We start from the raw sequence: 17,035 nt of genomic DNA on the forward strand, positions 1-17,035 counted from the left end.
CCTCAAAACAGCTATCTCGTCGCCAGATCGCGAGCAACGTCGTAAATCCGCCATCGAGGTCTGCCACCTCCTCCGATTGGCGGAAGGGTAAAACGGCTTGAGGACTTGTTGTAGATACTTGTTGTCGCGATATCGTAAACGGTTCCGATATCCTCGGGAGAAAGCAAAATTTTATCGGGGAATTTTTCCTTTAACGTGTCCAAGATCTCCTGGTAAAGATTTTCGTTCATAGAAACACCTCTTAGAAAATGTTGTGATTTGGTTATTGAAAAAGAATTAGGTCGAAACTCTGTAGGTATATTACGTGTGGTTTCCGAAGATTTTGGTTAAACGGGGTATAAATTAGGGATTAACAAGGGGGGAAATGGGGTATTAAAGGGGCTTGACAGCTTTTTTTAACAATCGAGGATTATAGCGCCCCATCGTGTGAAAATATGCCCGAAAATTTCTGCCTTTTTTCTGCCATTGGAGTGGCAAAAAACGGCAAATTATGGCCAAAAACGGCCAAAATGAGGGTAAAAAAAAGGGACCCGCCGATTAAGCTAAGTCCCTGATTTCTTTATGGTGCCGGAGGACGGAATCGAACCGTCACGACCTTGCGATCGGTGGATTTTGAGTCCACTGCGTCTACCAATTTCACCACTCCGGCATGGGTTCGGTTATATAGGGAAAACCCAGAAGATTGTCAATCAAATTGCGCTATCCCTTTCTCAGAACGTCATCGATCGCCCGCCGGGGCACCACCCCTTCCCGGACTACCTCGACAGGCCAACAGGTCACGTCCACAATGGTAGAACCGGAACCGCCGGCAAGAGGGCCGGCATCCAAAACCATGTCCACCTGACGACGGATTTCAGGGTCAAGGTCCGTCACACTAGCCACAGCCGGCAAGCCAGACAGGTTGGCGCTGGTCCCGGTGATGGGACCGCCGAAACCCTCCACAAGCGCCTTGGCCACCGGATGGGCCGGCATGCGTACGCCTATTTTTCCCGTTCCGCCGGTAAGGTGCCCCGGCACCCGGTCCCCGGCCTTAAAAATGAATGTGATTCCGCCAGGCCACAATCCCAACAAAAGGTCGGCATAATCGGGAACCGTTCCCACCACTTTAGCCATATCGTGAATGCCGGACAACAGCAACAGCAACGGTTTGTGGGCCGGCCGGCGCTTGATGGCAAACACCCGGCGGACGGCCTCGGAACAGAACGCGTCGGCTCCGAGGCCGTAAAGCCCGGAGGTGGGAAATACCAGTACCCCCTTTTGTCCAAGAATGTCCGTCGCCGTCCGGATATCATTCGGATCGGGATCGACTGAATCGATGAGGACGACGTTAGCGGTATTCCCTAAGTGTCTCAGCCTTTTTTTCAACCTGGTCGGCCATTTCCTTTTTAAATTCCTCCAATTGGGCAGCCAGCAAATCATCGGATGCCGCCATAATCTGAACAGCCAGTATGGCCGCGTTTTTCGCCCCCGGCTTTCCGATGGACACAGTGGCCACAGGGATTCCCGGTGGCATCTGCACCGTGGAAAGCAACGCGTCAATCCCCTGGAGGCAGGAAGAGTCGATGGGGACACCGATCACCGGAAGGGTGGTGTGAGCCGCCAGCACACCGGCCAGATGGGCGGCATGGCCGGCACCTGCGATGATGGCTTTTAACCCCCGCTGCCTGGCAGAAGCAGCATAGGCAGCAGCCCGCTGTGGGCTGCGGTGAGCCGAAGCCACGGTCATCTCGATGGGAATTTGGAATCTTTTGAATATCCCCAGGGCCGATTCCATCACCTTAAGATCCGAATCACTGCCCATGACGATGCCCACACGGGGTACCGCCTGCATCCGCACCAACGCCTTTTTACCAATGTCAGAGCGGTAGTGGACATCCTTCCAGTTGACCTTGGCTACTGCCTGGTAGGCTTTTTTAATGGCCAGTTCCACCGTATCGCCCAGGGCCGTAACCCCCAGCACACGACCACCATCGGAGAGGATCTTCTTTCCGTCCAAACGGGTCCCCGCATGAAAGACCACCACGTCCCGCATGCGATTGGCGGCGTCGATGCCGGTGATCTCTAGCCCCTTCTTGTATTTTCCCGGATAATTCCCGGAAGCCATGACCACGCAGACCGATGCCCGGGGGTCGATCTCCAGGCGGCAGGTATCCAGCCGCTCGTCGATGATGGCCTCGATTACCGGAATGATGTCGTTTTGCAAACGGACCAGCAGGGGCTGGGCCTCCGGATCGCCGAACCGGCCATTGAATTCCAGCACTTTGATCGTGTCCCGGTCGATCATCAGGCCGGCATACAAAACGCCTTTGTAAGGGCAGCCCTCGGCAGCCATGCCCTTGACCATGGGGATCATCACTTCGTTCATGATTCGCCGGTGAAGATACCCATCCACCACCGGTGCGGGCGAATAGGCCCCCATGCCGCCGGTATTGAGCCCCTTATCATCATCGAAAACAGGCTTGTGATCCTGCGAAGACGGCAGCGGCAACACGGTTTTTCCGTCGGTGAATGCCAAGAAAGAGGCCTCTTCACCAACCAGGCACTCTTCCACCACCACTTGGTCACCGGCTTTGCCGAATTCACGGTCCACCATAATCTGTTTCAGGGCATCCATGGCCATTTTTTCGGTGTTGCAGACAATAACTCCTTTTCCGGCGGCCAGGCCGTCCGCTTTGACTACCAGAGGCGCCCCCATCTTTTTCACGTAGGCCTGCGCCGGAGCGAAGCGGGAAAAGGTCTGCCCTTTGGCTGTCGGGATGCCGTATTTTTCCATGATTGCCTTGGCAAAGGACTTGCTGGATTCAATCCGGGCCGCTTTCTGGCTGGCTCCGAAAATTCGCATCCCCGCCTCTTCGAACTGGTCGACGATGCCTTTGGACAGGGGATCTTCCGGACCGACAACGGTGAGATCGATCTTCTCATCCCGGGCAAACGCCAACAGTTTGTCGATTTCGGCAGCACCGATGGGGACACAACTGGCCAGTTTATCAATACCTGCATTTCCGGGGGCACAATAAATCTTTTTCACAAGTGGACTCTGGGCAATTTTCCAAACCAGGGCGTGCTCTCTTCCGCCGCCGCCGACAACCAACACGTTCATAAGATTCCTCCCTCTTTTCTGGGCCAGCGGAAATGCCGCGGACGCTTGTGATGAAGCTTGGCTACCCCCGTGTCGTCTGACGACGCCGGACCTCGATTCCCAGTTCGATGAGGCGGTCAAGCAGTTGACCGAAAGACAGACCGGCGGCTTGCGCCGACTGCGGGAAAAGGCTGGTGGCGGTCATTCCGGGGATGGTGTTTGTTTCCAAAACAAAGCAGGTACCGTCTTTTAGAATCATATCGGTTCGGCTGTAGCCTTGGCAGTATAGGGCCGTGTGGGCGGATAGGGCACATGCCTGCGCCTTTTGGGTCAGTTGCGCGTCAATGCGCGCCGGGCAAATCTCCTGGGTGGCGCCGGGCTGATATTTGGCCTCGTAATCAAAAAATTCGTGGTCTTTCCCCGGAATAATCTCGATGAGCGGCAGCGCTTCAAGATCCTGGTTGCCCAACACCCCGCAAGTGATCTCCGTGCCGGTGATATAGGCTTCGATCATGGCAGTGGTGCCAAATTCCAATGCTTTTTCCACCGCAGCGGCCAGCGTTGCTTCGGCACGGACGATGGACATTCCCACGCTGGATCCGGTTTCCACCGGCTTGACCACCAGCGGGAGTCCCAGTTGGGAAACGATACGGCTCCCGTCAATTGATTCTCCTCGCCGCACGACTACATAAGGCGGGACGGCCAAACCGGCTCTCTCGTATAGATGCTTGGACAGCAGCTTGTTCATGGAGACTGCGCTGCCCAGTACACCGGCTCCCTGATAAGGAATATCCAACAGATCCAGCAATCCCTGAACCGTCCCGTCCTCGCCATAGGGCCCGTGCAGGATGATCAGCGCGCAGTCAATTCTTCCGGCATCAGACACCAGCCGAGGGATGTCCGTTTTGGGATCGTAAGTCAGAATGTCGTACCTGGTCTTGTCCAGGGCATCATATACCTGTTTGCCGCTGTTGAGGGATACTTCTCTCTCCGACGAGATGCCACCGGAGATCAAGGCGATGGTTTTCTTTTTCATAATAACGCGTCTCTTTTGCGATTTAAAGATTGAGAACCGGTATGCCGCCAATGCGTCCCTGACGGGAAGCCCAGTTGCCTGCAACCTCCTTCAGGTCCTTAAAACGGCGGCTTCAACGGTTTAAGATGCGGCGTTGGTCGGCAGGCATGGTTAACCGTTCAACAGTTGTCGTTTGGCCTTGTTGAACTCGTCGACAGTAATAAGATCTTTTTCAAGCAGACGTGCCAGTTCCGAAAGTTCCGTTACGCCCCGCCTGCGGGAGGCATCCGGGTCTTCCAGGCGAGGAATGTCGATGGCTGCATTCTGCCCTATAGCCGGCGATGGTGACGACTGGCCCAGTTTGACGGTGGCCATTCCGCCCAGAAGGCTCACCTCCACGGATCGCCCGTTGAACATGGGATTTCTTAACATCTCACCCAGGGATCTGCCTTCGGCCCGCATCCGCCTGATAAAATAAAATCCGGAAAAGCCGATCAGTGCAATTCCACCGAGAAAAATCCAGAGCATATAGTTGACCACGCCCCGGAAAAAAAGAACCAGGATCGCCACGCCGGCGATAAGGAGCACATGAAGTGCCAGAATGAAGTAGGCGAGCAGCACACTCCTGACCAGGCCGTCGTCCTCTTTTTTTTTACCGAACATGATTGCACCCGATCATACTTTATCGGCGCCGAGGCGTTCAACCACCTCGCCGTAATAGCGCTGGGGGATGTCGAAAGCCGCGTTGCCGTCTCTCAAGGCATTCAGTTTCAGGATCAGGAAATTGAGTTTTTTAAGGGTTCGATACTTTTGCACCGTGTCGGTCATGCCAGCCAGCAGATCTTCGGTTGTGCGGATTTCTTTGCGCAATTGCACCTCCGGTGGCAAACAGTCTGCATTTTTCAGAACCTTGTAGGCCATACGCAGATCCTCGGGGATATGCCGGTCATCCTCAAGGGGAAGGGGTTGGCCGGTACCAGGAAGATTCTCGAAAGCACCTTCTTGCTGGGCCTTTTTTATTCTGGACTCAATCAGTTTTTCGAAGCCGGGAAACATCCGATCGATCTCACAGGGCGCTGTGGCCGGGTTAACCATCCCGTCATGGGACAGGGCAGTAATGACTATATTATACCGCCCCGTTCGATTTCAAGGACTAATCTGCCCAGAGACAGGACTATTGCGTTAAATTGGCGGTGGGGATCACGAACTGAGCAGACTGCCGGTCAGGCTTTCGACGTACTGGCGCGCCTTTGCGGTCGCAGCGTCCAAGGTGTCCGGGGTCAGGGCCACCAGGGACCGGCTGTTTTCATCCAGTTCCTGGCAGGAAGCCATACCGCCTCCCCCCACCCCTGCCTGGATGGTAAAATAGTCCGCCAGATGCACGATATGGGATAGCTGGTGGTCGCCTGCAGACGAAGGCTGGTGGTGGTGTCGAATACCAAAGGATATGGATCGCGGCAGACTCCAGTTCTCACAAAGGATGGCCGCAATGACGGCATGATCAAACCCCAAGATATCGCGTTCCGCATCCTGAACGGTCTTTTCCGGTTGAGTGGCGAAGTAGTGGTCGAACAAAACTTTCCGCTCGCGGACATAAGGGTCAAGGATGATTTTCCCCACATCGTGAAGCAGCCCTGCCATATATGCGCTGTCGGGAGCGTCGGACCCTATAGCGGCGGCAATTTCACCGGCCGTGCAGGCCACCGCAATGGAATGGCGCCACATGTCGCCGGCATTGAGCCCATATCCATCCATGGCTTTTCCCAACACCCCACCCGCGCTCATGGCTGTAATCAATTCAGCCAACCGCCTGGTCCCGAACAGGGCAGAGGCGTGCTGGATGGTGGCGACTTTCCCTCGAAATCCGTAGTAAGCGGAATTGGCCACCTTGAGAATGCCGGTCACCATGGCGGGATCGATTTCGATTATTTTTGACAGTTGGGCGGGACTGGTTCCCGGGTGTTTGATCATCTGCTGGACTTTGAGCATCACCTCCGGCATGGCCGGCAGGGACGAGGTATTGGAGATGATCTTGCGGATCAGTTCCCGGCCGGAGATAAACACCGGTGCAGGAGAATCATTAACAGACGGGCCAACCGACGTTCCCATTGATTTGAATAGTTCAGGGGACCCTGTGTTCATCGCGGCATTGAGCCGGGCCATCTCTTTGTTGGCCGCATCCAATCGGGCCACCATCTTCTCGATGATTTTGTCCTTGAACTTCTCTCGGATCTCCGGAGAGAGCTGTTCGAACAGCACCCGATCCAGCTTCAGAGCAATTACTGATTCTCTGGCGACAACATTGGCAGTGCGCCGGGTGTCGGTTAAAAAGGCCATCTCCCCGAAGATATCCCCGGCCTTTAGAACGGCTAAAATGGTTCCGCCGGCACCTTCCGTGATGTTGACCGTGCCGGTCAGAATGATAAACAGGCTCTGGTCGCTGCGGCCTTGGCGGATGAGCATTTCTCCTGGATGGTATACCCTGAAATGGGCATCGTCCGACACCATCTGCCGCTTCTCTTCAGCGGTGAACGAGTTAAAAAATCCGAGCCGATTGACTATCGGCAGTATTTCTACAGGCGTGCCCACAATAGGTTCCTTTGCCCCGGAGAGCAACCAGCGGTTTTTTCCAATTGATTCACCGCATCGTTTTTCATTTCAACACACACTTTTTCAATGCCGTCCGTATTACCGTATTATCGGCCGGTTACTGGATTTCATAAGCCCCATTCGCAAATCCGGTTCCAGCATCCGGTTGCCGCCTTCGCGACAACCGATAGAAGCATCTTTTTATACGAATATTCAGGATAAATTACCAACCGCCCTCCCTGCCGCCCATGCACCATATTCAGCAAAAGGAAAAGGCCGCTTGATCCTATGCAAGGAATATGTCATTGAACATCATCCTTATGGATCGACCACTAAAAATAGGGACAACGGGAGGAAGGTATGGATCAGGTTTTGGGGAACAGGAAGAAACGCCGATTTGCCGTCAAGAATCTGACCCTATCCATTAACGGAAAAACCTACCGCATATTCAATATCAACGAATACGGAGTGGGTTTTTTAATCGACTCGCCGGAAGAGATTGAAATCGGTACCGAAATCAAACCCATGACCGTAAATGGCAATATACCTGTGCAGGTAGCCGGTATCCCCCGGCACATTTCCCAGTTCAACCCGCCCGGCAAGCGTCTCTTCTTCAAATCAGGGTGGGTCTGCGGAACGGAATTCACCACCCGGCATGATCTTGGCGGTTCAAAACTGTTCCAGGATTTCATCGCTGAGAATATTGACAACGAAGTCGATGAAACGGAAAAATAATCCGAATCATGCCCGGGTCGCAGTAACCGCAGCGGCGATGTGATCCATGATCGGATCCGTTTACGCTCAGTCTCTTCCAAAAAACCCCACCCCCTTTCAGTGTCGGTCGCCAAAACAGAAGCCAAGGGCCTGATTCAGGACGACGATGGGAGACAGACAACTTCACCGGCTCTGACCTGCTCATTATTTCCTTGCAGCGCAAACAGATGGTAAAAGATTACCGACACAAACGCAAAAGAGGCCCGGAACCCTTATTTGTACCCCAATGCTACAAGCCCCCAGTTCAGAAACCCAAAAATCAGCATCAAAAAGGAGAGCCCTCCCATCAGCCATGCCAGCGTTTCGATATCCGGCTTGCCTTTCTTTCGGCCCCAGCTAAACAGTGCATACCAGCCAAAAAAATACAAGCCGATCGCAATTGCTTTCCACATATCGTATCTCCTTTTGGAAGGTCCGTTTGTTCAAAGCCATACTGACTCGACGTTGCATCACAGCCCGCCATAAGAGCAGGCTATCAGAGACCCCTTCCCTGTGCAAACAGCGAAGGCATCCTCAATTGGTATAAGGAATGGGTGCAAGACAAGCGATATTCACCTTCAGGAACACCATAAAAAAACCCATTGATTGTGACATCAATGGGTTAGGTGCATGTTGGTGGCGATGCAGGGACTTGAACCCCGGACTCTGCGGATATGAGCCGCATGCTCTAACCAGCTGAGCTACATCGCCAGTATTCTTTTTCGTACCCAAAAAAGAACAGCGGACTATTAACAGCTCAAAAACGGTTAGTCAAGCCGAAAACCGAACGGGTTACTTGAGGGAAGTCGATCCGGTCACCTCGATGGTAAATTCCTCAAGATCTTCGGGAAGGCCTGAAAATACGACCATGAAGGGAATGGATTGTCCCGGTTCAATCTTCACGTTGCTACGGTTGTCGCCTAATCGATTGACGAGTCTCTCCTTGATTTTATCCCACTCCAGGTTGGCCAGTTCAAGGTCGGACATGACATTGCCGCAGTAGACCTTCTCCGTATTAACCGGGACTTTACCGGTAGAAAAGATCTTGCCCTCCAGGGTGATCATGCCGCGGTTTTCCGCATAGCCGTTTTTCACCTTACCTGAAACCACAAAGAGTTTTCCGACACTGGCATTGTCGATAAACTTGCTGTTGATGTCGTAGGTGGTCAATTTCAGGTTGCCCGGGTCTTGAACCTTCGGTTTCAGATAGTCGCTGAGGAAGGGAATATCGATCCCGTTCTGGTTCAGCAGATAATAGGTTCCGTAACCGCCACCGCCGAGAATCGCAAGAATCAGCAGGAACACCAGGGATTTGCTCATCCCCTTTTTTGCCGGTTTGGGCCTGCTGGCCGGCGCTGCGGTTTCAGCGGGTTGGGGTTTTACCGCTCTGGCTTTTTCAGCCGATGGCGGCACCGGGAGGGCGACGGTTTCTTCCAGGCCCTCATCTTCCAAGGTCTGTTCCGCCTTGCTGCCCTCTTCGACTTCGAATTCCAGATCCATGTCCAAAGATTCGCGGAGTCGGTGAGCCGTATCACCAGCAGATTCTGGCGGGCCACTATCCTCAAAATCAGACAGATCGAAATCCAGGTCGTTATCGATGGCCACGGTTTCGGTCGGTTTCCCCAGCGCCTCACCTTCGCCTAAATCCAGGTCCAGTTCCTGATCTTCCAGCGTGTCATCGACCGCATCGGTGTCGACATCGTCAATAACCTGCTCGAGATCGGACAGATCAAGGTCGTCATCCATCACCACCTGGTCGTCATCGCCGGATTCGGACATCCACTTTTCCGTCTCGAGGCTCGCTTCGATGTCCAGATCAAGATCCTGCTCCGGCATACTGCTGAATTTGGCATCTTTTGGTTCTGGTTCTTCAAGCATCTTCTCGATTTCTGACAGGTCAATCTCCTGATCGCCATCATCGATGTCAAGGGTCTCAACCTTGCCGTCACCATCCAGATTAAATTCCAAATCTTCCAGGGTTTCGGCGCCCGGCGCATCGGTGGCATCTGCCGCACCCATGGGCGCGTCCTCATCCATATCGAGGGCCAGTTCTTGTTCCTCACCTTCATCGACAACCATGGTGACAGAATCGGCCTTGCTCGCCTCGTCGTCCTTAAGCAGGCCCTCGAGGCTGGAAAGGTCCAAATCATCTTCAAGCGCTGGCGATTCTTCAGCCGGCTCCATTTCCCCGGTGCCCACGTCGTCCAGATCCAAAGTCAGATCAAGATCGTCATCCACATCAGCAATGTCTGTCTGCGCCGCTGACGAAGCTTTGGCCATGTCGGCATCTGTTTCCAGATCAAAATCCAGGGAGAGCTCATCCAGCGGCGGTTCGCCCGATTTCGGAGCGACTGCATCAGCCTGAGGCGCATGGACATCCGGTTCCATATCCAGGGTAAGATTCAGGTCATCAAGATCGTCCAACGTTTCTGGCATCCCATCGTCTGCTGAAGCTGCCGATTTTGCGGCCTCATCCAGTTCCAAAGAAAAATCGCTATCCAGATCCAGCGAGTCGTCATCCAGGTTGGCGATCACGGTGGCGGTACCTTCCGAATCACCGTCGGTCTCGGTCAAAAGGTCCAGATCCAAATCATCCTTGTCCAGATCGGCGATGACCGTCTCCTCCACCTCAGGCAGTCCGTCAAGGGATAGGTTCAAATCATCATCCAGGTCGGCAATAACGGTGGCCGCACCGTCTTCATCGGTATGATCAGGAGAAAAGTCCATATCCAAATCGTCATCGTCCAGACTGGCGATGATGGTTGCGCCACTCTCATCGGCAATATCGGATTCAAGTGCCAGATCCGGCTCAGAGTCAGATTCAAAGGAAATATCCGCCAGGTCATCATCCAGGGCACCACTTACCGCATCTTCAATTTCGGTGACCGACTCTCCGTCTTCCGTTTCGTCATCCAGGGCGAAATCAAGGTCGGCGCCTTCGGCAAAGAGCGCACCGGTTTCCTCGTCAAGAACATCCGTCTCGGGCGTATGCGAATCGACGGTATCCGCGGCAGCCGGGGTGTCGATTCCGGCCGATGCCATGGCGGAAGCTGCCCCCAGACCGGGTTCGAGGCCTGCTTGGGTTTCCGGTGAAGCATCGGGTTCAACGTATTCGGCTGGCGGTTCGGGGGTTGGTGCCTGCTGCGGAAAGGCGGTGAACACTTTGGAGCAGACCGAACACCTGACCTTTGAACCAGTGGCTTTGAGCATCTTGCCATCAAGATTGAAACTGGTGTTGCACGCTTCACAGGTGATAATCATAGCACCCCTCACTGACTAAAGTTTCATATGGTATATTTCTGGCAGATTTCTGTAATCTTCTGCATAGTCCAAGCCATACCCCACGAGAAAGCCATTTTCCACGGTTGTGCACGCGTAGTCGACCTTAATCGCCGCCTTTCGCCGCTCGCTTTTATCGATCATGGCGCAAACCTTGATGCTGCGGGGACCATAACGTTTAAGGTGGTTAATGAGATAGGCCAGCGTCAGGCCGGTATCGACGATGTCTTCAACCACTAGCACATCTTTGCCGCGGATATCAACGTCAATGTCTTTCTTCATCACGATGTTCTCCGATGATACTGTATCGGCACCGTAGCTGGAAGCTTGAAGAAAATCGATTTTAACCTTTTCCAGTTTCAACTCGCGGGCCAGATCGGCTAGAAAAAGGAACGCCCCCTTGAGCACGCCAATCAGCACTAATTCCCGGCCCTGATAGTCTGTGGTAATGGTTTCTGCAATTCTGAGTATCTGGCGCTGGATCTCATGTTTTTTGATAACAGGAATAAATTCAGGCATATCGGGTCTTTACTGCTCGTCAGGCAACTGGCAGACATTAAGAAATTTAAAAACAGAAAAAACATGGGCCATGGGAGCTATTGGTTTGATGCGGATGTTGCCAATGAAGGTTGAGAAAATAAAAATATCCGTTTATCGGCAACCATGAAACACCAATTCCATGCCGCCAGTTCAGCGAAAAAGTAACCTAATGGGGGTTAGTTGTCAATGAATTTAATTTGTTACATGCCGGTGGCGGCCAGCTTTTTGACGAGTTTTTTCTGTTCGGGAGTCAGTTCTTTGGCAATATCCACCGAAACGGTGACATACAGGTCGCCCTTTGAACTTCCCGTCATCTTGGGAAGCCCGTGCCCGGCCAGGCGCATCCGGGTTTTATGACGGGTTCCCGGAGGAATTTTAAGGCTCAATTCTCCCCCTTCGAGGGTGGGTATCCCCACCTGGGTACCCAGAAGGGACTCACTGAGCCGAATGGTAATGGTGGTATGGAGGTCATATTCTTCGGCCGTGAACAGCGGGTCTGCGGTAACACGGGATTTGATAAACAGGTCACCGGAAGGACCGCCGTATCCGCTTTGCTCGCCCTTTCCCGCCAACCTAAGTTTTTTGCCGGTGATCATTCCCGGAGGTATCTTGACAGTGATATTTTCGCTGCGGCCCTGATGCTGAAAGGTTACCGCCTTGCTGGTTCCACTGGCCACCTCCTGCAGCGTCAGGGGCAATTCGTAAACCAGATCCGCCCCCTTGATCGGCGCCTGGCGCCGCTGGTGTCCGCCGAACGGGCCGCCGCCGCCAAAAGAAAACCGCCTCCCCTGCCCCCCAAAACCGAATTCTTTGAGAATATCTCCCAGATCCACATTTCTGAAAATATCCTCCTGAGAATAGCGCTGGTGAAAGCCGGTGGAACCAAAAGTATCGTACTGCTGGCGCTTTTCCTTGTCGCTGAGCACCGCGTAAGCCTCGCTGACCTCCTTGAACATCTCTTCAGCGCGCTTGTCGCCTTTGGAATGGTCCGGATGGTATTTCATAGCCAGCTTGCGGTAGGCCTTTTTGATCTCGGCATCCGTGGCGGTTTTGGAAACGCCCAACACCTGGTAGTAATCCTTTTCGGCCATAATTGATCTTGCTCCCTGCGATGGTTTGCATGAGCGCGTTACCTTATTATGGAGTTGCACTCACTTTATTAAATTGAAAAAATAAGGTGTAAGTATTTTAATGTCAATCCGTTGAGTCCATTATTGCCCGGATGTTTTGAGTCGATCCAGCCGTAGCCGGTGCCGGTCGTCGAAAAGCCGGCTCGAACCGGTCCAGACCGCGATCAGCGCCCCGAAACCGGTTCCGGCGGAGATGATGAACATGATCAGGATCTGATACTTGACCGCTTCAAACGGCGGGTTTCCTGCCAAAATCTGGCCGGTCATCATGCCGGGTAGGCTCACCAGGCCGGCAGCAGCCATTGAATTAATGGTAGGGATCATGGCGCTGCGGGCACTGGCCCGGCGGATCTCGCCGATCGCCTCGGACCAGGTACAGCCCAACATCAGCCGCCCTTCGATGGTGCTGCGCCGCTCCCAGGCCGACTCCGTCAATCGGTCAAGACCCAGGGCGATACCGGTCATGGTGTTTCCCAGCATCATTCCCAGCAGCGGGATGGCATACTGCGGTGTATACCAAGGGTCGACATTAATAATCGCCACCAGGGCAAAGGTGGTGATGGCAAAAGAGGAAACGAACATGGATACCGCCCCCATGCCGAACCCCCACCAACCGACAAAACGACGCTTCTGGCGGGCCATCACCTCACGGGCGGCGGCCACCAGCATCACCGCGGCCATGGATGCCATCAAAAGCGGATGAATCGATGCAAAAACCACCTTCAGGACCAATCCCACCAGACACAGTTGCACGGTGGTTCGAAGGGCGGCCACAATGATCTGGCCGGCCAAACCCAGTCCCATGCGACGGCTGACCAGGGCCAGGGCGATTACCAGCAGAGCGGCAAGGGAAAGATCCGTCGGGGTCAGAAAGATGGTCTCCGGTGTCACGGCAACCCTCCAGCCACACTGAGGCGGCCGCCCTTCATCGCATAAAACCGGTTGGCCACCCGATACAACTGTGCTCTCTGATGGCCGACCCACACAACCGCGGCACCCGTCTCCTCGCGGTAAGATCGAATCAGTTCCTCGACTTTTGTGGAATTTTCTTCATCCAGGTTGGCCGTGGGTTCGTCCAGCAGCAGCAACCGAGGTCGATTTTCCAGAAGACGCAGCAGGGCCAGGCGCTGGCGCTCCCCGCTGGAAAGCCGTGAGACCGGCCAGGTCAGAATGCATCTATCAAACCCGAGTGTGCCAAGTCTGAGTGCATCGGTCTGCGAAAAATGTTCGCCTACCGTATCGGACCACCACGCACTTTCAGCCGGCAGGAGGGCCACCTGCCGCCGCCAGGCAGGTGCGGAAATCAGCGCCTGCTCCGTGCCATCAAGAGATATCGTTCCGCGGTGGGGCTCCATGTCGGCGATGGCCCGCAAAAAAAGACTTTTACCCGAACCCGATGGACCGGAAAGGCCCACACATTCGCCGCTTTCGATATCAAGGCGGATTGGACCGACATCGTGAATCAAAAGATTCTCCACCTGCAATCGGGGGACTAACGGCTTTTCCATAGGCGTAGATGTACCATGAGGACGGAAATGGCAGCGGGAGTCATGCCCTCGATGCGGGAGGCCTGCCCCAGGGACGCCGGGCGGACCGCAGCCAGTTTTTCCTTGAGTTCGCTGGAAAGGCCGTGAACGGTATTAAAATCCAGCCCTTCGGGAAGTTTAATCTGCTCCAGATGTCTGAACTTGTCGATCTCCTGAAGCTGACGCTGGATGTACCCCTCGTATTTGATCTCGATCTCCACCTGCCGGGTCACTCGCTCTGCCGGAGATGTTTCGGCCGGAGACAGGGTGGCAACCGCGTCGTAATCCAGTTCGGCTCGCTTCAACAACTGAACCAGATGGATGCCGTTGTCGATGGGGGGTGTGCCCCGCTGCTCCAGGTAGGCATTGACCGCCGGCAGCGGTTTGATCACCGTCTGTTTGATGCGTTGAATTTCCGCCTGAATCTGGGCTTTTCGCTCACGATTGGCTTTCACCGTATCGGCACTCAGCAATCCGAGTTCGTGACCGATCTCCGTCAGCCGCAGATCGGCGTTGTCCTCCCTGAGCATGAGCCGGTATTCGGCCCTCGACGTAAACATGCGGTAAGGCTCGCGCGTGCCCCGCGTAACCAGATCGTCTACCATCACAGCGATGTATGCCTGGCTGCGATCCAGGATAAACGGCGGTCGTTTCTGCACCCTGCAGGCGGCGTTGATGCCGGCCCACATGCCCTGGGCCGCCGCCTCTTCGTACCCCGAGGTGCCGTTGATCTGGCCGGCCAGATACAGGCCTTTGACCCGTTTGGTCTCCAGGGTGGAACGCAACTGAATCGGATTGATGAAGTCGTACTCGATGGCGTAGGCCGGACGCATGATTTCCGCCTCTGCCAAGCCGGGGACGCGTCTGACCACCTGGACCTGGACGTCTATGGGCAGGCTGTTGCCCAGGCCAGAGGCGTATATCTCCCGGGTATCCAGTCCCTCGGGCTCGAGGATGATCTGGTGGCGGTCCCGCTCCGGAAAACGAACGATCTTGTCTTCAAAGGAAGGACAATAGCGCGCCGGCACGCCTTTGATGATGCCGCTGTGCAGAGCCGAAAGGTGCAGGTTTTCACGTACCAGTTGGTGGACCTGCTGGTTGGTGTGCCCGATATAGCTTGGAATCTGGGGCAGCCGCTCCGGCTGGCCCGAAAAAGAGAAGAGGCGGGCGGGATCCTCAAGCGGCTGCTCCTCGAACTGGGAAAAATCGATGCTGGCCCTGTCCAGCCGTGGGGGGGTGCCGGTTTTCATGCGACCCAGGGAAAAACCCAGTTCCTTGAGGTGATTGGGCAGGCTGTAGGCGGCAAATTCCCCGGCCCGGCCAGCCTGCATGGTTTTGAAGCCGATGTGCACCAGCCCGGAAAGAAAAGTGCCGGTGGCCAGCACCACGCACGGTGCTTGAAAACCAAAGCCGGTATGGTCTTCCACCCCGCAGACCCGGTCTCCCTCGACAATCAGGCGCTCCACCAGGGCCTGCTTCAGGTCCAGGTGGGTCTGTCCTTCAAGCACCGCCTTCATGGCCGTATGGTAGCGGCCCTTATCGTTCTGGGTCCGGGTGGACTGCACCGCCGGTCCCTTTTTGGTATTCAGGGTCTTGTACTGGATCGCCGTTTGATCGGCAATTTTGGCCATCTCTCCGCCCAGCGCATCGATCTCTTTGACCAGTTGCCCCTTGGCCATGCCGCCGATAGAGGGGCTGCACGGCATGGCGGCAATCTTGTCCAGGTCGAGGGCCAGCAGCAATACGCGGCAACCCATGCGGGCGGCCGCCAGGGCACCCTCGCAGCCGGCATGTCCGCCGCCCACAATGATCACATCGTATTGTTTCTGATAGATCGGCATCTGTTTTCACTGCCTGAAAAAATAATAACCCACGGATTGCCAGTGCCCATCCGAAAATGGTAGATTTTGGCTCAGGCCAAAGCGACAGCGAAATTGATGGCGCAACCGTCCTGGCGACAGCCTGGGGTGCAGCGCTGCGTGGGAGATAGCGCTGAAGCTTCACTACGTGCTCAATACAGCGAGAACGCAGGCCCGGGCCAAAAGAGGCCGTTTCCGGATGGGCACTATATAATTGCCGTGATAATTAGGTCAAGGACAGGATCAGCATGCACAAGAAACCATACCGGGACCTGAACACCTATTTTCGATCCCTGTTTGGCTGCCGGGTCCATAAGGTCACCGTCGATGCCGGGTTGAACTGCCCCAATCGCGACGGCACCCTTTCAACCGGCGGATGCATCTATTGCAATGCCAGGGGATCCGGAACCGGTGCGCATCGGCAGGGGGTATCGATCACCCGGCAGATCGAACGCAGCAAGGAAAGAATCGCCCGCCGTTTCAAAACAGACAAAATTATAGCCTATTTCCAGTCCTTCACCAACACTTACGCCCCCGCAGCGCGTTTGAAAGCGCTCTACGATGAAGCCTTGGCGGTAGACGGGGTGGTGGGCCTGGCCATCGGCACCCGACCGGACTGCGTGGACGCCGCGGTGTTGAACCTGTTGGAAAACTACGCGAAAGACCATCTCATCTGGGTCGAATATGGCCTGCAGAGCGCCCATGACCGGACCCTTTCCCTGATCAATCGGGGCCACGATTTTGCCTGTTTCCAGAACGCAGTAGTCGCGACCCGCAACCGCGGCATCAACATCTGCGCCCATGTGATCCTGGGGCTTCCCGGCGAATCGCGGCAGGATATGCTGGCAACCGCCGACGCCGTCGCCGCCTTGGGCATAGAGGGGGTCAAACTCCACCTGCTCTATGTGGTGCAGGGAACCGCCATGGAAACTCTTTACCGGTGTGGGGGTTACCGCTGTCTGGAGCAGCGGGAGTATGCCGAACGGGTTTGCGAATTCATTGAAAGGCTTCCGGAGACGACGATCATCCAGCGCCTCACCGGCGACCCGCACCCCACAGAACTGGTGGCACCGGCCTGGTCCCTGAAAAAAAAAGAGACCCTGGACCTGATCCACCGCATCTTCGCTGAAACGAATACCTGGCAGGGCAAATTGTTCAACCCACCGGCTGCCGACTGACGCATTCCTGTGCGTCGTTTTTCAACGGCAACAACCTCGGTTTAGATCTTATCCACCGCCATTGATTTTTTTCTTGACAGAATTAAA

At 54.9% G+C, this 17,035-nt stretch carries 16 protein-coding genes and 2 tRNA genes; 2 read left to right on the plus strand and 16 right to left on the minus strand.

The window, feature by feature from the left end; all coding sequences use genetic code 11:
• Positions 1–11: 11 nt before the first annotated feature.
• The 8 genes from ACHZBS_RS01630 to ACHZBS_RS01665 form a co-directional block, all read right to left on the minus strand.
• The gene (locus tag ACHZBS_RS01630) at positions 12–230 is read right to left on the minus strand and encodes a hypothetical protein (RefSeq protein WP_319404797.1); all 219 of its coding nucleotides are present in this window, start codon (positions 228–230) and stop codon (positions 12–14) included.
• A 332-nt stretch (positions 231–562) separates the two neighbouring features.
• Positions 563–649, minus strand: a tRNA-Leu gene (locus ACHZBS_RS01635).
• Positions 650–699: 50 nt separating this feature from the next.
• Positions 700–1,365 (minus strand): L-threonylcarbamoyladenylate synthase, encoded by a 666-nt coding sequence (locus ACHZBS_RS01640; RefSeq protein ID WP_319404798.1) that lies wholly within the window; start codon positions 1,363–1,365, stop codon positions 700–702.
• Positions 1,328–3,100, minus strand: a complete 1,773-nt coding sequence (purD, locus tag ACHZBS_RS01645) for a phosphoribosylamine--glycine ligase (protein ID WP_319404799.1) — start codon at positions 3,098–3,100, stop codon at positions 1,328–1,330. The genes ACHZBS_RS01640 and purD overlap by 38 nt, the downstream gene beginning before the upstream one ends.
• Positions 3,101–3,161: 61 nt before the next feature.
• A complete protein-coding gene (locus ACHZBS_RS01650; RefSeq protein WP_319404800.1) occupies positions 3,162–4,115 on the minus strand; it encodes a D-alanine--D-alanine ligase in 954 nt (317 codons plus the stop codon).
• A 150-nt stretch (positions 4,116–4,265) separates the two neighbouring features.
• Complete coding sequence (locus ACHZBS_RS01655; RefSeq protein WP_319404801.1) at positions 4,266–4,757, minus strand: SHOCT domain-containing protein; 492 nt, start codon at positions 4,755–4,757, stop codon at positions 4,266–4,268.
• Between the two features lie 12 nt (positions 4,758–4,769).
• Complete coding sequence (locus ACHZBS_RS01660; RefSeq protein ID WP_319404802.1) at positions 4,770–5,189, minus strand: DnaJ family domain-containing protein; 420 nt, start codon at positions 5,187–5,189, stop codon at positions 4,770–4,772.
• A gap of 105 nt (positions 5,190–5,294) precedes the next feature.
• A complete protein-coding gene (locus ACHZBS_RS01665; protein ID WP_319404803.1) occupies positions 5,295–6,683 on the minus strand; it encodes an HDOD domain-containing protein in 1,389 nt (462 codons plus the stop codon).
• Between the two features lie 360 nt (positions 6,684–7,043).
• On the opposite strand from ACHZBS_RS01665, the gene ACHZBS_RS01670 reads away from it, so the two are divergent.
• A complete protein-coding gene (locus ACHZBS_RS01670) occupies positions 7,044–7,418 on the plus strand; it encodes a hypothetical protein (RefSeq protein WP_319404804.1) in 375 nt (124 codons plus the stop codon).
• Between the two features lie 251 nt (positions 7,419–7,669).
• On the opposite strand, the gene ACHZBS_RS01675 is transcribed toward ACHZBS_RS01670, so the two are convergent.
• From ACHZBS_RS01675 to mnmG, 8 genes are all read right to left on the minus strand, one after another.
• A complete protein-coding gene (locus tag ACHZBS_RS01675) occupies positions 7,670–7,849 on the minus strand; it encodes a hypothetical protein (RefSeq protein WP_319404805.1) in 180 nt (59 codons plus the stop codon).
• 221 nt (positions 7,850–8,070) lie between these two features.
• Positions 8,071–8,147: transfer RNA gene (locus ACHZBS_RS01680), tRNA-Met, on the minus strand.
• Positions 8,148–8,228: 81 nt separating this feature from the next.
• Entirely contained in the window at positions 8,229–10,697 is a 2,469-nt protein-coding gene (locus ACHZBS_RS01685) for a zinc-ribbon domain-containing protein (RefSeq protein ID WP_319404806.1), read from the minus strand.
• Between the two features lie 15 nt (positions 10,698–10,712).
• Positions 10,713–11,234 (minus strand): hypoxanthine phosphoribosyltransferase, encoded by a 522-nt coding sequence (hpt, locus tag ACHZBS_RS01690; protein ID WP_319404807.1) that lies wholly within the window; start codon positions 11,232–11,234, stop codon positions 10,713–10,715.
• 221 nt (positions 11,235–11,455) lie between these two features.
• Positions 11,456–12,346, minus strand: coding sequence for a DnaJ C-terminal domain-containing protein (locus ACHZBS_RS01695; RefSeq protein WP_319404808.1), 891 nt, complete (start codon positions 12,344–12,346; stop codon positions 11,456–11,458).
• A 120-nt stretch (positions 12,347–12,466) separates the two neighbouring features.
• Positions 12,467–13,276: an ABC transporter permease gene (locus ACHZBS_RS01700; RefSeq protein ID WP_319404809.1), complete on the minus strand. Its 810-nt coding sequence runs from the start codon at positions 13,274–13,276 to the stop codon at positions 12,467–12,469.
• A complete protein-coding gene (locus ACHZBS_RS01705) occupies positions 13,273–13,851 on the minus strand; it encodes an ATP-binding cassette domain-containing protein (protein WP_319404810.1) in 579 nt (192 codons plus the stop codon). The genes ACHZBS_RS01700 and ACHZBS_RS01705 overlap by 4 nt, the downstream gene beginning before the upstream one ends.
• 26 nt (positions 13,852–13,877) lie before the next feature.
• Entirely contained in the window at positions 13,878–15,752 is a 1,875-nt protein-coding gene (gene mnmG / locus ACHZBS_RS01710; RefSeq protein ID WP_319404811.1) for a tRNA uridine-5-carboxymethylaminomethyl(34) synthesis enzyme MnmG, read from the minus strand.
• A 266-nt stretch (positions 15,753–16,018) separates the two neighbouring features.
• Between mnmG and ACHZBS_RS01715 the strand changes: the two genes are divergently transcribed.
• Entirely contained in the window at positions 16,019–16,948 is a 930-nt protein-coding gene (locus ACHZBS_RS01715) for a TIGR01212 family radical SAM protein (RefSeq protein WP_319404812.1), read from the plus strand.
• The last annotated feature ends 87 nt before the right edge of the window (positions 16,949–17,035 follow it).

It is taken from the genome of uncultured Desulfosarcina sp., assembly GCF_963664155.2.
Lineage (GTDB): Bacteria > Desulfobacterota > Desulfobacteria > Desulfobacterales > Desulfosarcinaceae > Desulfosarcina.